A 17,985-nucleotide genomic window follows, 5' to 3' on the forward strand; every position below is an offset into this window, starting at 1 on the left:
TAAACCAATTCGAGGCCTTCCTTCCCTGGAACGGACAGGTCCCCCGTGAGTGAGCAAGCCCGCGTGACGCGGAGAGATGTCGACGCCGACGTCATCGTCGTCGGTGCGGGTCCCGCGGGTGCGACGACGGCCTTTCATCTCGCCCGCGCCGGTCTCGACGTGCTGCTTCTCGAAAAGACGCGTTTCCCGCGCGAGAAGGTCTGCGGTGACGGGCTGACCCCGCGCGCGGTCAAGGAGCTCGTCGCCATGGGCGTCGACATCGACGCGCCCGGCTGGGTCAGGAACAAGGGGCTGCGCGTCTACGGCGGCGGCGTGCGTCTCGAACTCGACTGGCCCGAGCTGTCGAGCTACCCCGACTTCGGCCTCGTCCGCACCCGCGCGGACTTCGACCAGATCCTCGCCAGGCACGCCGAGGCCGCCGGCGTACGGCTGCGCGAGGGCGTGAACGTTTCAGGCCCGCTGCTCGACGAGCGCAGCGGCCACGTCGTGGGTGTGACGGCCAAGGCGGACGGCGAGGAGGTGTCCTACCGCTCGCGGCTCGTGGTGGCGGCCGACGGCAACTCGACCCGGCTGTCGCTCGCGATGGGTCTGCACAAGCGCGAGGACCGCCCGATGGGCGTGGCGGTGCGCACCTATTACAAGAGCCCCCGCCACGACGACGACTATCTGGAGACGTGGCTCGAACTGTGGGACGGCGACCGGCTGCTCCCCGGTTACGGCTGGATCTTCCCCGTCGGCGACGGCACCTCGAACGTCGGTCTCGGCCTGCTGAACACCAGCGGGGCGTTCAAGAACATCGACTACCGCGACCTGCTGCGGCGCTGGATGAAGAACACTCCCGAGGACTGGGGCTTCACCGAGGAGAACATGACGGGCCCGATCAGGGGCGCGGCGCTGCCGATGGGCTTCAACCGGCAGCCGCACTACACCCGCGGGCTGGTGCTGGTGGGCGACGCCGGCGGGTCGATCAACCCGTTCAACGGCGAGGGCATCGCGTACGCCATGGAGACCGGCAGGACCGCCGCCGAGATGATCGTCCAGGCGCTGTCCCGGCCGACGCCCGCCCAGCGTGAGCGCGTGTTACTCGCCTACCCGCGTATCCTCAAAGACGCCCATGGGGGATACTTCACCCTCGGCCGCCTGTTCGTCGAGGCGATCGGGAGGCCGGGAGTGATGAGCTTCGCAGCCCGGCACGGGATGCCCCACCCCACCCTGATGAGATTCGCCTTCAAGTTGCTCGCTAATCTCACAGACCGGCGGGGCGACGTCTCCGACCGGATAATCAACGCCCTGTCGAAGGTGGCTCCGCCATCATGACCGAAGCCAGCATGACGCGAACCCGCATGACCGAAACCGACGAGACGACGCGCACATCGCCGCCGGCCCCGAAGACGGCCGTGCGGCCGGCCGCGCTCTCCGGCATTGTCGTGATCGCCAATATTCACCGAGTAAGCGAGGACATGTAGCCATGGAGCTGTATGTGCCGATCGTGGTGCTCGCGGTCCTCGCGGCGGGATTCGCCGTGTTCTCCGTGAGCATCGCGCCCTTCACCGGGCCGAAGCGCTGGAACCGCGCGAAACTGGATGCCTACGAGTGCGGCATCGAGCCCACTCCGCAGCCGGTCGGCGGCGGCCGCTTCCCGTTGAAGTACATGATCACCGCGATGCTGTTCATCGTGTTCGACATCGAGATCATCTTCCTCTATCCGTGGGCGGTGGCCTTCGACAAACTCGGCGTGTTCGGGCTCGTCGAGATGGTGCTGTTCATCGTCACCGTTCTCGTGGCGTACGCCTATGTGTGGCGGCGTCGCGGCCTCGATTGGGATTAGCCATGGGTCTTGAAGAGAAACTCCCGAGCGGGTTCGTCCTCACCACCGTCGAGCAGGTGGCCGGGTGGGCCCGGAAGAACTCCGTCTGGCCTGCGACCTTCGGCCTCGCCTGCTGCGCCATCGAGCTGATGGCCACCGGCGGCCCGAAGCACGACCTGGCCCGTTTCGGCATGGAGCGCGCCTCCGCGTCGCCCCGGCAGGCGGACCTGATGATCGTGGCCGGCCGGCTGTCGCAGAAGATGGCGCCGGTCCTCCGCCAGATCTACGACCAGATGGCCGAGCCCAAGTGGGTCATCGCGATGGGCGTGTGCGCCTCCAGCGGCGGCATGTTCAACAACTACGCCATCGTGCAGGGCGTGGACCACGTGGTGCCGGTCGACATCTACCTGCCCGGCTGCCCGCCGCGCCCGGAGATGCTGATCGACGCCATCGTGAAGCTGCACGACAAGATTCAGAACATGAAGTTCGGCGCGCACCGCGAGAAGCAGATCGAGGAGCTGGAGCTCCAGGCGCTGCGCACGCTGCCGCTGATCGACCAGGGGGCCGGGAAGTGACCACCGAGAACCTGCCCGGGCTGCCCGAGGAGCCCGTCGCCCGCAAGGGCATGTTCGGCGTCAAGGACAGCGGCGACACCTCCGGCTACAACCGCCTCGTCGTCCGCCGTCCGCCGAAGCTGTCCAGCAGCCGGCCGTACGGGTCGTACTTCGACGACGTGGCCGACGCGCTGGAGCCGGCGTTCGCCGACGCCGTCGAGCGCGTGGTCGTCGACCGCGGCGAGATCACCTTCCACGTGCGGCGCGAGCGCCTGACCGAGGTGATGCGGCACCTGCGCGACGACGCCGCGCTGCGGTTCGAGCTGTCGCTGGGCGTCTCGGGCGTGCACTACCCCGAGGAGACCGGCGCGGAGCTGCACGCCGTCTACCACCTGTGCTCCATCACGCACAACCGGCGCATCCGGGTGGAGGTCTCCTGCCCCGACGCCGACCCGCACATCCCCTCCACGGTTCAGGTCTACCCCACGCACGACTGGCACGAGCGTGAGACGTACGACTTCTTCGGAATCGTCTTCGATGGCCACCCGGCGCTGACCCGGATCGAGATGCCGGACGACTGGGAGGGGCACCCCCAGCGCAAGGACTACCCGCTCGGCGGAATCCCGGTCGAATACCGCGGCGCCGAGGTCCCCGCGCCGGACCGGAGGAGGTCGTACTCGTGAGCATCCGCGGCGACCTGCACGAGTGGACGAGGGCAGCGAGGAGAGCGTCGTGAGCACCACCGAGACCGCCACCGAGACTCAGGGCCGGATCTACGACGTCGCCGGTCAGGACTGGGACGAGCTGGTCAAGACCGTCAGCGAGTCGGCCGACGAGCGCCTGGTCGTCAACATGGGCCCGCAGCACCCGTCGACCCACGGCGTGCTCCGGCTCGTGCTGACCCTCGACGGCGAGACCGTGACCGAGGCCCGCACGGTGATCGGCTACCTGCACACCGGCATCGAGAAGAACATGGAGTTCCGGACGTGGACCCAGGGGGTCACGTTCGTCACCCGCATGGACTATCTCGCGCCGATCTTCAACGAGACCGCCTACTGCATGGGCGTCGAGAAGCTTCTGGGGATCACCGACAGGATCCCGGACCGGGCGCAGGCCATCCGGGTCCTGACGATGGAGCTCACCCGGATCTCCTCGCACCTGGTCGCGATCGCGACGTTCGGCATGGAGCTGGGCGCGACCACGCCGATGCTGTTCGGCTTCCGCGAGCGCGAGATGGTGCTCGACCTGATGGAGTACATCACCGGCCTGCGGATGAACATGGCGTACGTCCGGCCGGGCGGCGTCAGCGTCGACCTGCCGGCCGGCGCGGTCGACAAGATCGGTGAGTTCCTCAAGATCATGCCGGGGCGGATCAAGGAGATGCGCAAGCTCCTCGACGCGAACCCCGTCTACACCCGGCGCACCAAGGACGTGGCCTACCTCGACCTGACCGGCTGCATGGCGCTCGGCATCACCGGGCCCATGCTCCGCGCCGCCGGCCTGCCCTGGGACCTGCGCAAGTCGCAGCCCTACTGCGGCTACGAGACGTACGAGTTCGACGTGCCGACGCAGAACACCTGCGACGTGTACGGCCGCTACCTCGTTCGCATGGCCGAGATGGAGGAGTCCCTCAAGATCATCGAGCAGGCGCTCGACCGGCTGTCCGGCCCGCTCAAGGGCGGCCCGGTGATGATCGAGGACAAGAAGATCGGCTGGCCGTCGCAGCTCGCGCTCGGCCCCGACGGCCTCGGCAACTCGCCCGACCACATCGCCCACATCATGGGCAGCTCGATGGAGGCCCTGATCCACCACTTCAAGCTGGTGACCGAGGGCTTCCGGGTGCCGGCCGGGCAGACGTACGCCTCGGTCGAGTCGCCGCGCGGTGAGCTCGGCGCGCACGTGGTCAGCGACGGCGGCACCCGGCCCTACCGGGTCCACTTCCGCGACCCGTCGTTCACGAACCTGCAGGCGGTGCCCGCGACGTGCGAGGGCGGCATGGTCGCCGACGTCATCTCCGCGGTCGCCTCGATCGACCCGGTCATGGGAGGTGTGGACCGATGAGCGGCGAGCCGACGAGTGAGCGGACGGTCCGGGCCGCCCGCGTAGCGAATGAGGAGGGGAGCGCGACCATGAGCACGGGTTACGCGCCCGAGGTCCGCGAGCGTCTGGAGACGGACGCCAAGGAGATCATCGGCCGCTACCCCCGGCCGCGTTCGGCGCTGCTGCCGCTGCTGCACCTGGTGCAGTCGGTGGACGGCTACATCTCCGACGACGGCCAGGAGTTCTGCGCCGAGATGCTGGGCCTGTCCAAGGCCGAGGTCGTCGGCGTGGCGACCTTCTACACCATGTACAAGCGCAAGCCGGCCGGTGAGTACAACGTCGGCGTCTGCATCAACACGCTGTGCGCGGTCATGGGCGGCGACCAGATCTGGGAAGAGCTCAGCCGGCACGTGGGCGTCGGCCACGACGAGACCACCGCCGACGGCAAGATCACGCTGGAGCGGCTGGAGTGCAACGCCGCCTGCGACTTCGCGCCGGTCATGATGGTCAACTGGGAGTTCTTCGACAACCAGACCCCGGAGTCGGCCAAGCAGCTCGTCGACGACCTGCGCGCGGGCAAGGAGGTCGCGCCCACGCGCGGCCCGAGCCGGCTGTGCACGTTCAAGGAGGCGTCCCGGGTCCTCGCCGGGCTGCCCGACGGCCAGGCCGGTGACGGCCCGTCGGCCGCCGGCCCGTCGCTGGAGGGCCTGAAGATCGCCAAGGCCAACGGCTGGGAGGCCCCCAAGGCCGAGGGGAGCACGGAATGATCACGCGGAGAGAACCCGACGCAGTGAGCGGAGCGGTCCGCGAGGCACGAGCGGCCCGCGCAGCGAACGAGGAGCGGTGAGCGACCGATGACAACGCTGACGCCGGTCCTGACCCGGAACTGGGACCAGGCGAACTCGTTCACCCTCGACGGGTACGGCGAGTACGCGGCCGCCAGGAAGGCCCTGGGCATGGACCCCGACGCCGTCATCCAGACGGTGAAGGACTCCGGCCTGCGCGGCCGTGGCGGCGCGGGCTTCCCGACCGGCATGAAGTGGGGCTTCATCCCGCAGGGCGACGGCAAGCCGCACTACCTCGTGGTCAACGCCGACGAGTCCGAGCCGGGGACCTGCAAGGACATCCCGCTCATGATGGCCAACCCGCACTCGCTGGTCGAGGGCGTGATCATCGCGTCCTACGCCATCCGGGCCAACTACGCGTTCATCTACATCCGCGGCGAGGTGCTCCACGTCATCCGCCGGGTGCAGGCCGCGGTCCGGGAGGCGTACGAGAAGGGCTATCTCGGGGCCGACATCTTCGGCTCGGGCTACGACCTCGAACTCGTCGTGCACAGCGGCGCCGGGGCGTACATCTGCGGCGAGGAGACCGCGCTGCTCGACTCGCTGGAGGGCTACCGCGGCCAGCCCCGGCTGAAGCCGCCGTTCCCGGCGGTCGCCGGTCTGTACGCCTCGCCGACCGTGGTCAACAACGTCGAGTCGATCGCGAGCGTGCCGAGCATCATCGCCAACGGCGCCGACTGGTTCGCCGGGATGGGCACCGAGAAGTCCAAGGGCTTCGGCATCTTCTCGCTGTCGGGCCACGTGACCCGGCCGGGCCAGTACGAGGCCCCGCTGGGCATCACGCTGCGCGAGCTGCTCGACATGGCGGGCGGCATCCGCGAGGGTCACGAGCTGAAGTTCTGGACGCCGGGAGGCTCCTCGACGCCGATCTTCACGGCCGAGCACCTCGACGTGCCGCTCGACTTCGAGTCGGTCGGGGCCAAGGGCTCGATGCTGGGCACCCGCGCCCTGCAGATCTTCGACGAGACGACCTGCGTGGTCCGGGCCGTCCTGCGCTGGACCGAGTTCTACGCGCACGAGTCCTGCGGCAAGTGCACGCCGTGCCGTGAGGGCACCTACTGGCTCAAGCAGGTGCTCAAGCGGCTGGAGAAGGGCCAGGGCTCCGAGGAGGACCTGACCACGATCACCGACATCGCCGACAACATCCTCGGCCGTTCGTTCTGCGCCCTCGGCGACGGCGCGACGAGCCCGATCCACTCGTCGGTGAAGCAGTTCCGCGACGAATACCTCAAGCACTTCGAGATCGGCGGCTGCCCGTTCGATCCCGCCGCTTCCACGGTGTGGGGGTCCAAGTGACAGTTCAGACGACGCAGCCGGAGCAGCCGGTCGTGGACATGGTCACCCTGACCATCGACGGCTTCCAGATCAGCGTGCCGAAGGGCACGCTGATCATCCGGGCCGCGGAGCTGCTGGGGATCCAGATCCCCCGGTTCTGCGACCATCCGCTGCTCTCGCCGGCGGCCAACTGCCGCCAGTGCCTGGTCGACATCCCCGACGCGGGCAACGGCCGCGGCTTCCCCAAGCCCCAGCCGTCCTGTGCGATCGAGGTCGCCGAGGGCATGGTGGTCAAGACGCAGCTCACCTCTCCGGTGGCCGAGAAGGCCCAGCGCGGCGTGATGGAGATGCTGCTGCTGAACCACCCGCTCGACTGCCCGGTCTGCGACAAGGGCGGCGAGTGCCCCCTGCAGAACCAGGCCATGTCGAACGGCCAGGGCGAGAGCCGGTTCGTCGAGCAGAAGCGCACGTTCGAGAAGCCGGTCCCGCTGTCGACCGAGGTGCTGCTCGACCGCGAGCGCTGCATCCAGTGCGCGCGCTGCATCCGCTTCTCCGAGCAGATCGCCGGTGACCCGCTCATCGACTTCTTCGAGCGCGGGGCCAAGGAGCAGGTGGGCGTCGCCGACGGCGAGCCGTTCCAGTCCTACTTCTCGGGCAACACCATCCAGATCTGCCCGGTGGGCGCGCTGACCGGCGCGGCCTACCGGTTCCGCTCCCGCCCGTTCGACCTGGTCTCCACGCCGAGCGCGTGCGAGCACTGCGCGTCGGGCTGCTCGCTGCGCACCGACCACCGCCGCGGCAAGGTCACCCGCCGCCTGGCGGGGGACGACCCGCAGGTCAACGAGGAGTGGAACTGCGACAAGGGCCGCTGGGCCTTCACCTACGCCACCGCGCCCGACCGCCTGCGGTCGCCGCTGGTCCGCGACGAGAGCGGCAAGCTCGTCCCGACCTCCTGGCCGGACGCGCTGGCCGTCGCCGCCGAGGGCCTGCTGCGGGCCCGGGGCAAGGCCGGCGTGCTGGTCGGCGGGCGGCTCACGGTCGAGGACGCCTACGCCTACAGCAAGTTCGCCAGGATCGCCCTCGGCACCAACGACATCGACTTCCGGGCCCGCCCGCACTCGGAGGAGGAGACGCGGTTCCTCGCCCACGCCGTGGCCGGCAAGGGCATCGAGGTCTCCTACGCCGACCTGGAGACGGCCCCGGCCGTGCTCCTGGCCGGGTTCGAGCCCGAGGAGGAGTCGCCGATCGTCTTCCTGCGCCTGCGCAAGGCGGCGCGCAAGCGGGGCCTGAAGGTCTACGCGCTCGCGCCGTTCGCCACGCCGGGCCTGGCCAAGATGAAGGGCACGCTGATCCGCACGCGGCCCGGCGGCGAGGCCGAGGCGCTCGGCGACCTCATCGGCGGCGACCTGCTGCCCGAGGGCGCGATCATCCTGGCCGGCGAGCGGCTCGCCACCGCCCCCGGCGCCCTGTCCGCGCTCGTACGGCTCACGCAGGCCACCGGCGCCAGGCTCGCCTGGGTGCCGCGCCGGGCCGGCGAGCGTGGCGCGCTGGAGGCGGGCGCCCTGCCGGGGCTGCTGCCGATCGGCCGCCCGGCCGACGACGAGAGTGCCCGCGCCGAGGTCGCCAGGGTGTGGGGCGTCGCCTCGCTGCCCGACGCGCCCGGCCGCGACACGGCCGGCATCATCGAGGCCGCGCTGAACGAGGAACTGGACGCGCTGGTCGTCGCGGGTGTGGACCCCTACGACCTGCCCGACCCGGCCAAGGCGCTGGCGGCGCTGGAGAACACGCCGTTCATCGTCAGCCTGGAGATCCGCGCCAGCGCGGTCACCGACCGGGCCGACGTGGTCCTGCCGGTCGCCGCGGTGGCCGAGAAGTCCGGCACGTTCGTCGACTGGGAGGGCAGGGGCCGCTCGTTCGGCGTGGCCACGGCCGTCCCCGGGCTGATGAGCGACCTGCGCGCCATCGCCTCGATCGCCGACCAGATGGACGTCCACCTGGGCCTGCCCGACCCCGCGGCCGCCCGCCGCGAGATGGCCGCGCTCGGCGCGTGGAAGGGCACCCGCCCGGTCGCGCCGATGGTCACCGGCCGCCCGGTCGGGGAGCCGCAGGCGGGCGAGGCCGTGCTGGCGACCTGGCACCTGCTGCTCGACGACGGCCGCATGCAGGACGGCGAGCCCTACCTCGCGGGGACCGCCCGCACGGTGGCGGCGCTGCTGTCGGAGGCCACCGCCGCGGAGATCGGCGCGGTGGACGGCGGGAAGATCACCATCGGTGACGACGTGGTCGTCCCGGTGCGGATCGCGGACCTGCCCGACCGGGTCGTGTGGCTGCCGTCCAACTCCGCCGGCCTGTCGGTCACGCGCGACCTGCGCGCGGTCGCCGGAGACGTCGTAACGATCGGGAGCGTCTCGTGAACAACCCCGGACCCACGCTGAGCGACTTCGGCCACGATCCGCTGTGGATCAGCATCATCAAGGCCGTCGCGATCTTCGTGTTCCTGATGCTGGGCGTGCTGATGGGCGTGTGGACCGAGCGCAAGCTCATCTCGCGCATGCAGCACCGCTACGGCCCCAACCGCGCAGGCAAGTTCGGCCTGCTGCAGACGGTGGCCGACGGCCTGAAGATGGGCCTCAAGGAAGACATCATGCCCCGCACCGTCGACAAGGTGATCTACTTCCTTGCCCCGGTCATCATCGCCGTCCCGGCCTTCCTGGCCTTCTCCGTCGTGCCGTTCGGGCCGATGGTGTGGATGTTCGGCCACAAGACGCCGCTGCAGCTCACCGACCTGCCGGTCGCGGTGCTGCTGGTCCTCGCCACCGCCTCGATCGGCGTCTACGGCGTCGTGCTCGCCGGGTGGGGCTCCCGCTCGCCGTACGCGATCCTCGGCGGCCTGCGCTCCAGCGCCCAGGTCGTGTCGTACGAGATCGCGATGGGCCTGTCGTTCGTCGCGGTGTTCCTCCAGGCGGGCACGCTGTCCACCTCGGAGATCGTGGCGAAGCAGGCGAGCGGCGGCACCTGGGACATCCTCGGGCTGTCGATCCCGGCGCCGTCCTGGTATGTGGTCTCGCTGATCCCGTCCTTCCTGATCTACGCGATCACGATGCTGGGCGAGACGAACCGCGTGCCCTTCGACCTCCCCGAGGGCGAGGGCGAGCTGGTCGGCGGCTTCCACACCGAGTACGCCTCCTCGCTGAAGTTCGCGATGTTCATGCTCGCCGAGTATGTGAACGTCTTCACGGTCTCGGCGATGGCGATCACGCTGTTCTTCGGCGGCTGGCGGGCCCCGTGGCCGATCTCCCTGTGGGACGGCGCGAACACCGGCTGGTGGCCGATGCTGTGGTTCTTCGTCAAGCTGGTCATCGCGTTCGGCTTCTTCGTCTGGGTCCGCGCCTCGCTGCCGCGGGTCCGGTACGACCAGCTCATGGCCTTCGGGTGGAAGGTGCTGATCCCGGTCAACCTGGCCTGGATCCTGCTCGCCGCCACCTTCAAGGCGCTGCGGATGCCCGAGGCCGACCGGGCGATCATCCTGACCATCGGCGCGGTCGTCATCATCGGGGCCTTCGCGATCTGGCTGCGGTTCGACACCGTCAACCAGCGCCGCAGGGAGGCCAGGGCCGCCGCGATCGAGGAGGAGTTCGAGCAGCTTCGCGAGGAGCCCGTCGCGGGCGGGTTCCCGGTGCCGCCGCTCGACGCCCCGCACTACCACGGAGTCGTGCCCGCCGCGCGTCTCAATTCCGACGCCGCCAAGGAGGTGACCAGTGGGAGCAACTGATTGGCTGAACCCGATCAAGGGATTCGGCGTCACCTTCCACCACATGTTCAAGAAGCCGGTAACCGTTCAATATCCGGAGGAGAAGCGGCCCACCGCGCCGCGCTTCCACGGACGGCACCAGCTGAACCGGTGGCCCGACGGACTGGAGAAGTGCGTCGGCTGTGAGCTGTGCGCCTGGGCCTGCCCGGCGGACGCCATCTACGTCGAGGGCGGCGACAACACCGACGAGGAGCGTTTCTCGCCGGGTGAGAGGTACGGCCGCGTCTACCAGATCAACTACCTGCGCTGCATCCTCTGCGGGTTGTGCATCGAGGCGTGCCCCACCCGGGCGCTCACGATGACCAACGAGTACGAGCTCGCCGACTCCAGCCGCGAGTCGTTGATCTACACCAAGGAGATGCTCCTCGCGCCGCTCGGACCGGGCATGGAGCAGCCGCCTCACCCGATGCGCCTCGGCGAGACCGAAGAGGACTACTACCGGTTGGGTCGAAGCAATGGGTGAGTCCATCACGTTCTGGGTGCTCGCGGTCATCTCCGTGATCGCCGCGCTCGGACTCGTCTTCAGCCGCAGGGCCGTCTACTCGGCCCTGATGCTCGGCGTCGTCATGCTCTCGCTTGCGGTGCTGTACGCGGTCCAGGACGCTCCGTTCCTGGCGGCGGTGCAGATCATCGTCTACACCGGCGCGGTCATGATGCTGTTCCTGTTCGTGCTCATGCTCGTGGGCGTGGACTCGTCCGACTCGCTCGTGGAGACGATCAGGGGCCAGCGCTTCTGGGCCATCGTGGGCGGGCTCGGCTTCGCCGTCCTGCTCGCCGCCGGCATCGGCAACGCGGTCGTCGGCTCCGCCAAGGGGCTGGCCGCCGCCACGCAGGCGGGCAACGTGCCCTCCCTGGCCGAGCTGATCTTCACGCGCCACGTGTTCGCCTTCGAGGTCACCTCGGCGCTGCTGATCACCGCGGCGCTCGGCGCGATGGTGCTCGCGCACCGCGAGCGCGCCGAGGCCAAGCCGACCCAGAAGGACCTGTCCCGGCAGCGCTTCGTCGCCTTCGGCAAGACGGGCAAGAACCCGGCGCCGCTGCCCGGCCCCGGCACCTATGCCCGGCACAACGCCATCGACATGCCGGCGCTGCTGCCCGACGGGACGGTCGCGCCGCTGTCGGTCAACCGCTACATCGCCCGCTATGAGGAGTCCCAGGGCATCCTGTCCCCTGAGGTCGCCCGGGTGCTGGAGCAGGAGGAGGCCGCGCTGCACGCGAACGGCCACAGCACGCCGACCGTGGCCGACGAGGCCAGGGACGGCGGCCCCGACACCGAGCCGTTGGAAGAAGAGGGTGTCGTGGCGGGCCGGGTCGTCCGCCCGCGCGGTGAGTCCGTGACGGAGTCCCTGAGCGAGGAGGACGGCAAGTGACCACGCACTACCTGGTGCTCTCCGCGCTGCTGTTCGCCATCGGCGGCGTCGGCGTGCTCGTACGGCGCAACGCCATCGTGGTGTTCATGTGCGTCGAGCTCATGCTCAACGCCTGCAACCTGGCGTTCGTCACCTTCGCCCGGCAGAACGGCAACCTCGACGGCCAGCTCATCGCGTTCTTCGTGATGATCGTGGCCGCCGCCGAGGTGGTCATCGGCCTGGCCATCATCGTGACGATCTTCCGAACCCGCAGGTCCGCGTCGGTCGACGACGTCAGCCTGCTGAAGTACTAAGAGGTGGCCGTGGAACCCGCTGAGATCATCCAGCACTCCGGCGGAGCGATCGGAGCAGCCTGGCTCATGATCGCTCTGCCCCTGGTGGGAGCGGCGGTCCTCCTGCTTGGCGGCCGGAGGACCGACAAGTTCGGCCACCTGCTGGGCGTGCTCATGGCCGTCGCGTCCTTCGTGGTGGCGGCGCTGTCGTTCATGCAGTTGCTCGGCTTCGCCCCGGGCGAGCGCCGCCGCGGGATCGAGCTGTACGACTTCATCCCGGGCCTCGCCAAGGTGGGCCTGCTGGTCGACCCGCTGTCGATCTCGTTCTGCCTGCTGATCACCTTCGTGGGCTCGCTGATCCACATCTACTCGATCGGCTACATGGCGCACGACCCGAACAGGCGGCGGTTCTTCGCCTATCTCAACCTGTTCGTCGCGGCCATGCTCCTGCTGGTGCTGGCCGACAACTACGTCGCCCTGTTCGTCGGCTGGGAGGGCGTCGGTCTCGCGTCCTACCTGCTGATCGGGTTCTGGCAGCACAAGCCCTCGGCGGCGACCGCGGCCAAGAAGGCGTTCATCGTCAACCGCGTCGGCGACTTCGGCCTGCTGATCGGCATCTTCACGATCTTCGCGACGTTCCACACGCTGGCCTTCAGCGACGTCCTCGGGAACGCCTCGAAGGCGTCGTCGGGCACGCTCACCGCGATCGGCCTGCTGCTGCTGGTCGGCGCCTGCGGCAAGTCGGCGCAGCTCCCGCTGCAGTCCTGGCTCCTCGACGCGATGGAGGGCCCGACCCCGGTCTCGGCCCTCATCCACGCGGCGACCATGGTCACCGCCGGCGTCTACCTGATCGTCCGGTCCGGCCCGATCTTCGAGGGCGCCGGGACCGCGCAGCTCGTGGTGACGATCGTCGGCGTCGCGACGCTGCTCGCCGGTGCGATCATCGGTACCGCCAAGGACGACATCAAGAAGGCGCTGGCCGGTTCGACGATGTCGCAGATCGGCTACATGGTGCTCGCCGCGGGCATCGGCCCGGTGGGCTACGCCTTCGCGATCGCCCACCTGATCACGCACGGCTTCTTCAAGGCCGACATGTTCCTCGGCGCCGGCTCGGTCATGCACGCCATGAACGACGAGGTCGACATGCGCAAGTACGGCGCGCTGCGCAAGGTCATGCCGGTCACGTTCGTGACGTTCCTCATCGGCTACCTGGCGATCATCGGGTTCCCGCTGCTGTCCGGCTACTTCACCAAGGACGGCATCATCGAGACCGCGATGGAGCACAACGCGATCCTCGGCTGGCTGGCCGTGCTCGGCGCGGGCATCACCGGCTTCTACATGTCGCGCCTGGTGTTCATGACGTTCTTCGGCGCCAAGCGCTGGGAGCCCACGGCCCACCCGCACGAGTCGCCCGCCGTCATGACCTGGCCGCTGATCATCCTGTCGATCGGCGCGATCGGGCTCGGCGCGTTCCTGGTGCTGGGCAACCGGTTCATGACCTTCCTCGCGCCGGCCGTCGGCGCGCCGGAGGAGATGCCGTCGTTCCACCCGGTCAGCCCCACCGGTCTGGCCACGCTCGCGCTCGTCGCGATCGGCGCGGCCTTCGCCTGGTTCAAGTACGGCAGGGCCGAGGTGCCCGCGGTGGCCCCGCGCGCCTCGTTCCTCACCACCTTCGCCCGTCGTGACCTGTACGGCGACGCCCTGAACGAGGCGCTGTTCATGCGCCCCGGCCAGTGGCTGACCCGTCTGGCCGTGTTCTTCGACAACCGCGGCGTCGACGGCCTCGTGAACGGCCTGGCCGCCGGCATCGGCGGCACGTCCGGGCGCCTGCGCAGGGTCCAGACCGGGTTCGTCCGCTCGTACGCGCTGTCGATATTCCTGGGCGCCGCCGTCCTGGCCGGTGCCTGGCTCGTCGTAGGGAACCTGTGATGCCCTGGCTTTCAACCCTGATGGGCGTGTCCGTACTCGGCGCGCTGGGCGTGACCCTTGTCCGCAACGACAAGCTCGCCAAGCAGTTCACCCTCGTGGTGTCGCTGATCGTGCTGGCGCTGACCGTCGCCATGGCGGTCCAGTTCAGCCCGAACGGCGACAAGTTCCAGTTCGCCGAGACGTACGACTGGATCCCCCAGTTCGGGGTCCACTACGGCGTCGCCGTGGACGGCATCGCCCTGGTGCTGATCCTGCTGTCGGTGATCCTCGTGCCGATCGTGGTGCTCGCCTCCTGGCACGACGCCGAGGCCGGCAAGCGCTCGGTCCGCACGTACTTCTCGCTGCTGCTCGTGCTCGAGGCCATGATGATCGGCGTCTTCGCGGCGACCGACGTCTTCCTCTTCTACGTCTTCTTCGAAGCCATGCTGATCCCGATGTACTTCATGATCGGGTCGTACGGCGGGGCGCAGCGGTCGTACGCGGCCGTGAAGTTCCTGCTGTACTCGCTGTTCGGCGGGCTCCTGATGCTCGTGGCGGTGATCGCGCTCTACACGATCGCCGGCAAGGGCACGTTCATGTTCTCCGACCTGGTCGGGACCATCCAGGACGTGACGACGCAGAAGTGGCTGTTCCTCGGCTTCTTCATCGCCTTCGCGATCAAGGCGCCGCTGTGGCCGTTCCACACGTGGCTGCCGGACGCCGCCGCCCAGGCCCCGGCCGGCGCGGCCGTTCTGCTCGTCGGCGTGCTGGACAAGGTCGGCACGTACGGCATGCTGCGCTTCTGCCTTGAGCTCTTCCCGGACGCCGCGAAGTTCTTCACGCCGCTGGTCATCACGCTGTCGGTCATCGGCATCGTGTACGGCGCGATCGTGGCCATCGGGCAGACCGACATGAAGCGGCTCATCGCGTACACCTCGGTGTCGCACTTCGGCTTCATCGCGATGGGCGTGTTCGCGATGACCACCAGCGCGGGCTCGGGCGCGACGCTCTACATGGTCAACCACGGCTTCTCGACCGGCGCGCTGTTCCTGATCGCGGGCTTCCTCATCTACCGCAGGGGCTCGCAGTTCATCGCCGACTACGGGGGCGTGCAGAAGGTGGCCCCGATCCTCGCCGGGACGTTCCTGGTGGCGGGTCTGTCCAGCCTCTCGCTGCCCGGTCTCAGCACGTTCGTCAGCGAGTTCATGGTGCTGACCGGCACCTACCAGCGGTACGTCGTCCCGGCCGTGATCGCCACGGTCGGCGTCATCCTCGCCGCGATCTACATCCTGTGGATGTACCAGCGGACGATGAACGGCCCGACGGCCGAGTCGGTCAAGTCGCTGCCCGACCTCAACGCCAGGGAGAAGTGGGTGGTGGCGCCGCTCGTCGCGCTGCTGCTGGTGTTCGGCTTCTATCCCAAGCCGCTGCTCGACGTGATCAATCCCGCCGTGAAGGACACGCTGTCGAGCGTCTCCGTCACGGACCCGAAGCCGGCCGTACCCGTTGCTCAGGAGGGCCAGTAGTGAACGGCACCATTCAGGCGCCGAGTATCGAGTACGCCCTTCTGGCGCCTCTGCTCGTCGTCTTCGGCGCGGCGATCGTCGGCGTGCTGGTGGAGGCATTCGCCCCGCGCTACCTGCGCTCGGCGATCCACCTGCCGCTCACGTTGCTGTCGCTGGCCGGCGCGTTCGCGCTGGCCGTCTGGCAGGCGATCAAGGGCGTGCCCACCAAGCCCGCCGCGATGGGCGCGGTGGCGGTGGACGGCCCGGCCCTGTTCATCTGGGGCACGATCCTCATCCTCGCCTTCGTGAGCGTGCTGCTCATCAAGGACGAGGAGCACTTCGTCGGCTCCGCGGCGGCGGTGCCCGGCTCGGCCGAGGAGGAGCAGTCGCTCGTCGAGCGGGCCGCGCACACCGAGGTCTACCCGCTGCTGCTGTTCGCGGTCGGCGGCATGCTGCTGTTCCCGGCGGCCAACGACCTGCTCGTGGCGTTCGTCGCCCTTGAGGTCATGTCGCTGCCGCTCTACCTGCTGTGCGGCCTGGCCCGGCGCCGCCGCCTGCTGTCGCAGGAGGCCGCGGTCAAGTACTTCCTGCTCGGCGCGTTCTCCTCGGCCTTCTTCCTGTACGGCACGGCCCTGCTGTACGGCTACGCCGGCTCGGTCGACCTCGCGAAGATCAACCAGGCGCTGGGGACGGTCGGCGGCCAGGACACGCTGCTCTACATCGGCGCGGCCATGCTCGGCGTCGGCCTGCTGTTCAAGATCGGCGCCGCGCCGTTCCAGGCGTGGAAGCCGGACGTCTACCAGGGCTCGCCCACGCCCATCACCGCGCTGATGGCCTCCGGCACCCTGGTGGCCGCCTTCGGCGCGCTGCTGCGAGTGTTCTGGGTCGGTCTGGGTGGACTCGACTGGGACTGGCGGCCGGTGTTCTACGGTGTGGCGATTCTCACGATGGTGGTCGGCGCGATCCTCGCGATCACGCAGACCGACATCAAGCGGATGCTCGCCTACTCGTCCATCGCGCACGGCGGTTTCCTGCTCATCGGCGTGATCGCCACCGGCCACACCCCGGCGGAGAACACCTCGGCCCTGTCCGGCCTGCTGTTCTACCTGGTGGCGTATGGTTTCACCACCGTGGGCGCGTTCGCCGTCGTCACGATGGTGCGCGACGCGGGCGGCGAGGCGTGGCACCTGTCCCGCTGGGCCGGGCTCGGCAAGCGCTCGCCGCTGCTGGCCGGGACGTTCGCGTTCTTCCTGCTGGCCTTCGCCGGCATCCCGCTGACCAGCGGGTTCTTCGGGAAGTACGCGGTCTTCCAGGCCGCCGTCGCCAACGGCGCCACGCCGCTGGTCATCGTCGGTGTGGTGGCCTCGGCCATCGCCGCCTTCTTCTACGTGCGCGTGATCGTGCTGATGTTCTTCAGCGACCCGGCCGCCGACGGCCCGTCGGTCGTGCTGCCCTCCAGGGGGACCGCGGCCGTCGTCGGCATCGCGGCATTGGCTACGGTAGTTCTCGGGGTCTATCCCCAGCCCGTGCTGGACCTCGCGCACACGGCAGCACAATCCCTGTTCGTCCGTTAGGAGATCTCCGTATGGCCGCGCCGCCCGTTGTGGACCTTCCTCTTGTCGACGAGCGGCTGGCCGACGATCTCGCTGGCGGGCTCGCGGCGGTGGAGAAGCTGCTGCGCTCGTCGGTCGAGAGTGAGGACGCCTTCGTCACCCAGACGTCCAGGCACCTCATCGAGGCGGGCGGCAAGCGGTTCCGGGCGATGCTCGTGCTGCTGGCCGCCCAGTTCGGAAACCCGGACGCCCCCGGTGTCGTGCCCGGGGCCGTCGTCATCGAGCTGACCCACCTGGCCACGCTCTACCACGACGACGTGATGGACGAGGCCCCGGTGCGCCGGGGCTCCCAGTCGGCCAACGCCCGGTGGGACAACACCGTGGCCATCCTCACCGGCGACTACCTGTTCGCCCAGGCGTCGGAGATCCTCGCCGACCTCGGCCCCGAGCTGATCCGGATCCAGGCGCGTACGTTCTCCCGCCTGGTGCGCGGGCAGATCCGCGAGACGATCGGCCCCGCCGAGGGCCGCGACGCGATCGCCCACTACATCAGCGTGCTGGCCGACAAGACCGGCTCTCTCATCGCCACCTCGGGCCGCTTCGGGGCCATGCTGGCCGGCGCCCCCGCCGACGTGGTCGAGCGCCTGACCGACGCCTGCGAGGCGATCGGCGTGGCCTGGCAGCTCAGCGACGACCTGATCGACGTGGCCGCGCCGACGGACGACTCGGGCAAGACCCCCGGCACCGACCTGCGTGAGGGCATCCACACGCTCCCCGTGCTGTACGCCCTGACCTCCGAGGACCCCGCCGACGCCCGGCTTCGCGCCCTGCTGTCGGGGCCCGTGGCCGAGGAGGACGTCGAGGAGGCGCTGACGCTGCTGCGCGCCCACCGGGCCATGGACCAGGCCCGTGAGGAGCTCGCCCGCTGGATCGACCGGGCCAAGGCCGCCCTCGCCGGTCTGCCCGAAATCCCCGCGCGTACGGCCCTGATCGCCCTGTGCGACTACGTCGTCGAGCGCACCGGCTGACCATCCTGTAAGGGATC

The 17,985-nt window shown here is 69.3% G+C and carries 17 protein-coding genes; all 17 read left to right on the forward strand.

Annotated elements, in window-relative coordinates:
* Window positions 1-63: 63 nt before the first annotated feature.
* The 17 genes from FLX08_RS01360 (at window position 64) to FLX08_RS01435 (ending at window position 17,968) form a co-directional block, all read left to right on the forward strand.
* On the forward strand, window positions 64-1,317 hold the full coding sequence (locus tag FLX08_RS01360) for a geranylgeranyl reductase family protein (protein ID WP_244312190.1): 1,254 nt from the start codon (window positions 64-66) through the stop codon (window positions 1,315-1,317).
* On the forward strand, window positions 1,314-1,466 hold the full coding sequence (locus FLX08_RS40315) for a hypothetical protein (protein ID WP_167530234.1): 153 nt from the start codon (window positions 1,314-1,316) through the stop codon (window positions 1,464-1,466). Before FLX08_RS01360 ends, FLX08_RS40315 begins: the two co-directional genes overlap by 4 nt.
* A gap of 2 nt (window positions 1,467-1,468) precedes the next feature.
* Window positions 1,469-1,828: an NADH-quinone oxidoreductase subunit A gene (locus FLX08_RS01365; RefSeq protein ID WP_079315519.1), complete on the forward strand. Its 360-nt coding sequence runs from the start codon at window positions 1,469-1,471 to the stop codon at window positions 1,826-1,828.
* A 2-nt stretch (window positions 1,829-1,830) separates the two neighbouring features.
* The gene (locus FLX08_RS01370; RefSeq protein WP_079315518.1) at window positions 1,831-2,382 is read left to right on the forward strand and encodes a NuoB/complex I 20 kDa subunit family protein; all 552 of its coding nucleotides are present in this window, start codon (window positions 1,831-1,833) and stop codon (window positions 2,380-2,382) included.
* Entirely contained in the window at window positions 2,379-3,044 is a 666-nt protein-coding gene (locus FLX08_RS01375; protein WP_142616254.1) for an NADH-quinone oxidoreductase subunit C, read from the forward strand. Before FLX08_RS01370 ends, FLX08_RS01375 begins: the two co-directional genes overlap by 4 nt.
* Window positions 3,045-3,093: 49 nt before the next feature.
* A complete protein-coding gene (locus FLX08_RS01380) occupies window positions 3,094-4,422 on the forward strand; it encodes an NADH-quinone oxidoreductase subunit D (RefSeq protein WP_142616256.1) in 1,329 nt (442 codons plus the stop codon).
* Complete coding sequence (nuoE, locus tag FLX08_RS01385; protein ID WP_142616258.1) at window positions 4,419-5,168, forward strand: NADH-quinone oxidoreductase subunit NuoE; 750 nt, start codon at window positions 4,419-4,421, stop codon at window positions 5,166-5,168. The genes FLX08_RS01380 and nuoE overlap by 4 nt, the downstream gene beginning before the upstream one ends.
* 87 nt (window positions 5,169-5,255) lie before the next feature.
* Window positions 5,256-6,542 (forward strand): NADH-quinone oxidoreductase subunit NuoF, encoded by a 1,287-nt coding sequence (nuoF, locus tag FLX08_RS01390; RefSeq protein WP_142616260.1) that lies wholly within the window; start codon window positions 5,256-5,258, stop codon window positions 6,540-6,542.
* Entirely contained in the window at window positions 6,539-8,935 is a 2,397-nt protein-coding gene (locus FLX08_RS01395; protein ID WP_142616262.1) for an NADH-quinone oxidoreductase subunit G, read from the forward strand. The genes nuoF and FLX08_RS01395 overlap by 4 nt, the downstream gene beginning before the upstream one ends.
* A complete protein-coding gene (gene nuoH / locus FLX08_RS01400; RefSeq protein WP_142616264.1) occupies window positions 8,932-10,293 on the forward strand; it encodes an NADH-quinone oxidoreductase subunit NuoH in 1,362 nt (453 codons plus the stop codon). Before FLX08_RS01395 ends, nuoH begins: the two co-directional genes overlap by 4 nt.
* Window positions 10,280-10,795, forward strand: coding sequence for an NADH-quinone oxidoreductase subunit NuoI (gene nuoI, locus FLX08_RS01405; RefSeq protein ID WP_142563318.1), 516 nt, complete (start codon window positions 10,280-10,282; stop codon window positions 10,793-10,795). Before nuoH ends, nuoI begins: the two co-directional genes overlap by 14 nt.
* Window positions 10,788-11,702 (forward strand): NADH-quinone oxidoreductase subunit J, encoded by a 915-nt coding sequence (locus tag FLX08_RS01410; protein WP_142616266.1) that lies wholly within the window; start codon window positions 10,788-10,790, stop codon window positions 11,700-11,702. Before nuoI ends, FLX08_RS01410 begins: the two co-directional genes overlap by 8 nt.
* Window positions 11,699-11,995 (forward strand): NADH-quinone oxidoreductase subunit NuoK, encoded by a 297-nt coding sequence (gene nuoK, locus FLX08_RS01415; protein ID WP_030506864.1) that lies wholly within the window; start codon window positions 11,699-11,701, stop codon window positions 11,993-11,995. Before FLX08_RS01410 ends, nuoK begins: the two co-directional genes overlap by 4 nt.
* Before the next feature lie 66 nt (window positions 11,996-12,061).
* The gene (gene nuoL / locus FLX08_RS01420; protein ID WP_142616268.1) at window positions 12,062-13,903 is read left to right on the forward strand and encodes an NADH-quinone oxidoreductase subunit L; all 1,842 of its coding nucleotides are present in this window, start codon (window positions 12,062-12,064) and stop codon (window positions 13,901-13,903) included.
* Window positions 13,903-15,408, forward strand: a complete 1,506-nt coding sequence (locus FLX08_RS01425; RefSeq protein ID WP_142616271.1) for an NADH-quinone oxidoreductase subunit M — start codon at window positions 13,903-13,905, stop codon at window positions 15,406-15,408. Before nuoL ends, FLX08_RS01425 begins: the two co-directional genes overlap by 1 nt.
* Complete coding sequence (nuoN, locus tag FLX08_RS01430) at window positions 15,408-16,961, forward strand: NADH-quinone oxidoreductase subunit NuoN (protein ID WP_142616273.1); 1,554 nt, start codon at window positions 15,408-15,410, stop codon at window positions 16,959-16,961. Before FLX08_RS01425 ends, nuoN begins: the two co-directional genes overlap by 1 nt.
* A gap of 11 nt (window positions 16,962-16,972) precedes the next feature.
* Window positions 16,973-17,968: a polyprenyl synthetase family protein gene (locus FLX08_RS01435; protein ID WP_142616275.1), complete on the forward strand. Its 996-nt coding sequence runs from the start codon at window positions 16,973-16,975 to the stop codon at window positions 17,966-17,968.
* The last annotated feature ends 17 nt before the right edge of the window (window positions 17,969-17,985 follow it).

Source organism: Microbispora hainanensis, from assembly GCF_006874475.1.
Taxonomy (GTDB): Bacteria; Actinomycetota; Actinomycetes; order Streptosporangiales; family Streptosporangiaceae; genus Microbispora; species Microbispora hainanensis.

Coding starts and splice junctions, on each gene's coding strand:
- nuoL (WP_142616268.1), top strand. CDS start 12,062: ATGATCGCTCTGCCCCTGGTGGGAGCGGCGGTCCTCCTGCTTGGCGGC.
- FLX08_RS40315 (WP_167530234.1), top strand. CDS start 1,314: ATGACCGAAGCCAGCATGACGCGAACCCGCATGACCGAAACCGACGAG.
- nuoF (WP_142616260.1), top strand. CDS start 5,256: ATGACAACGCTGACGCCGGTCCTGACCCGGAACTGGGACCAGGCGAAC.
- FLX08_RS01425 (WP_142616271.1), top strand. CDS start 13,903: ATGCCCTGGCTTTCAACCCTGATGGGCGTGTCCGTACTCGGCGCGCTG.
- nuoE (WP_142616258.1), top strand. CDS start 4,419: ATGAGCGGCGAGCCGACGAGTGAGCGGACGGTCCGGGCCGCCCGCGTA.
- FLX08_RS01365 (WP_079315519.1), top strand. CDS start 1,469: ATGGAGCTGTATGTGCCGATCGTGGTGCTCGCGGTCCTCGCGGCGGGA.
- FLX08_RS01410 (WP_142616266.1), top strand. CDS start 10,788: ATGGGTGAGTCCATCACGTTCTGGGTGCTCGCGGTCATCTCCGTGATC.
- FLX08_RS01370 (WP_079315518.1), top strand. CDS start 1,831: ATGGGTCTTGAAGAGAAACTCCCGAGCGGGTTCGTCCTCACCACCGTC.
- FLX08_RS01435 (WP_142616275.1), top strand. CDS start 16,973: ATGGCCGCGCCGCCCGTTGTGGACCTTCCTCTTGTCGACGAGCGGCTG.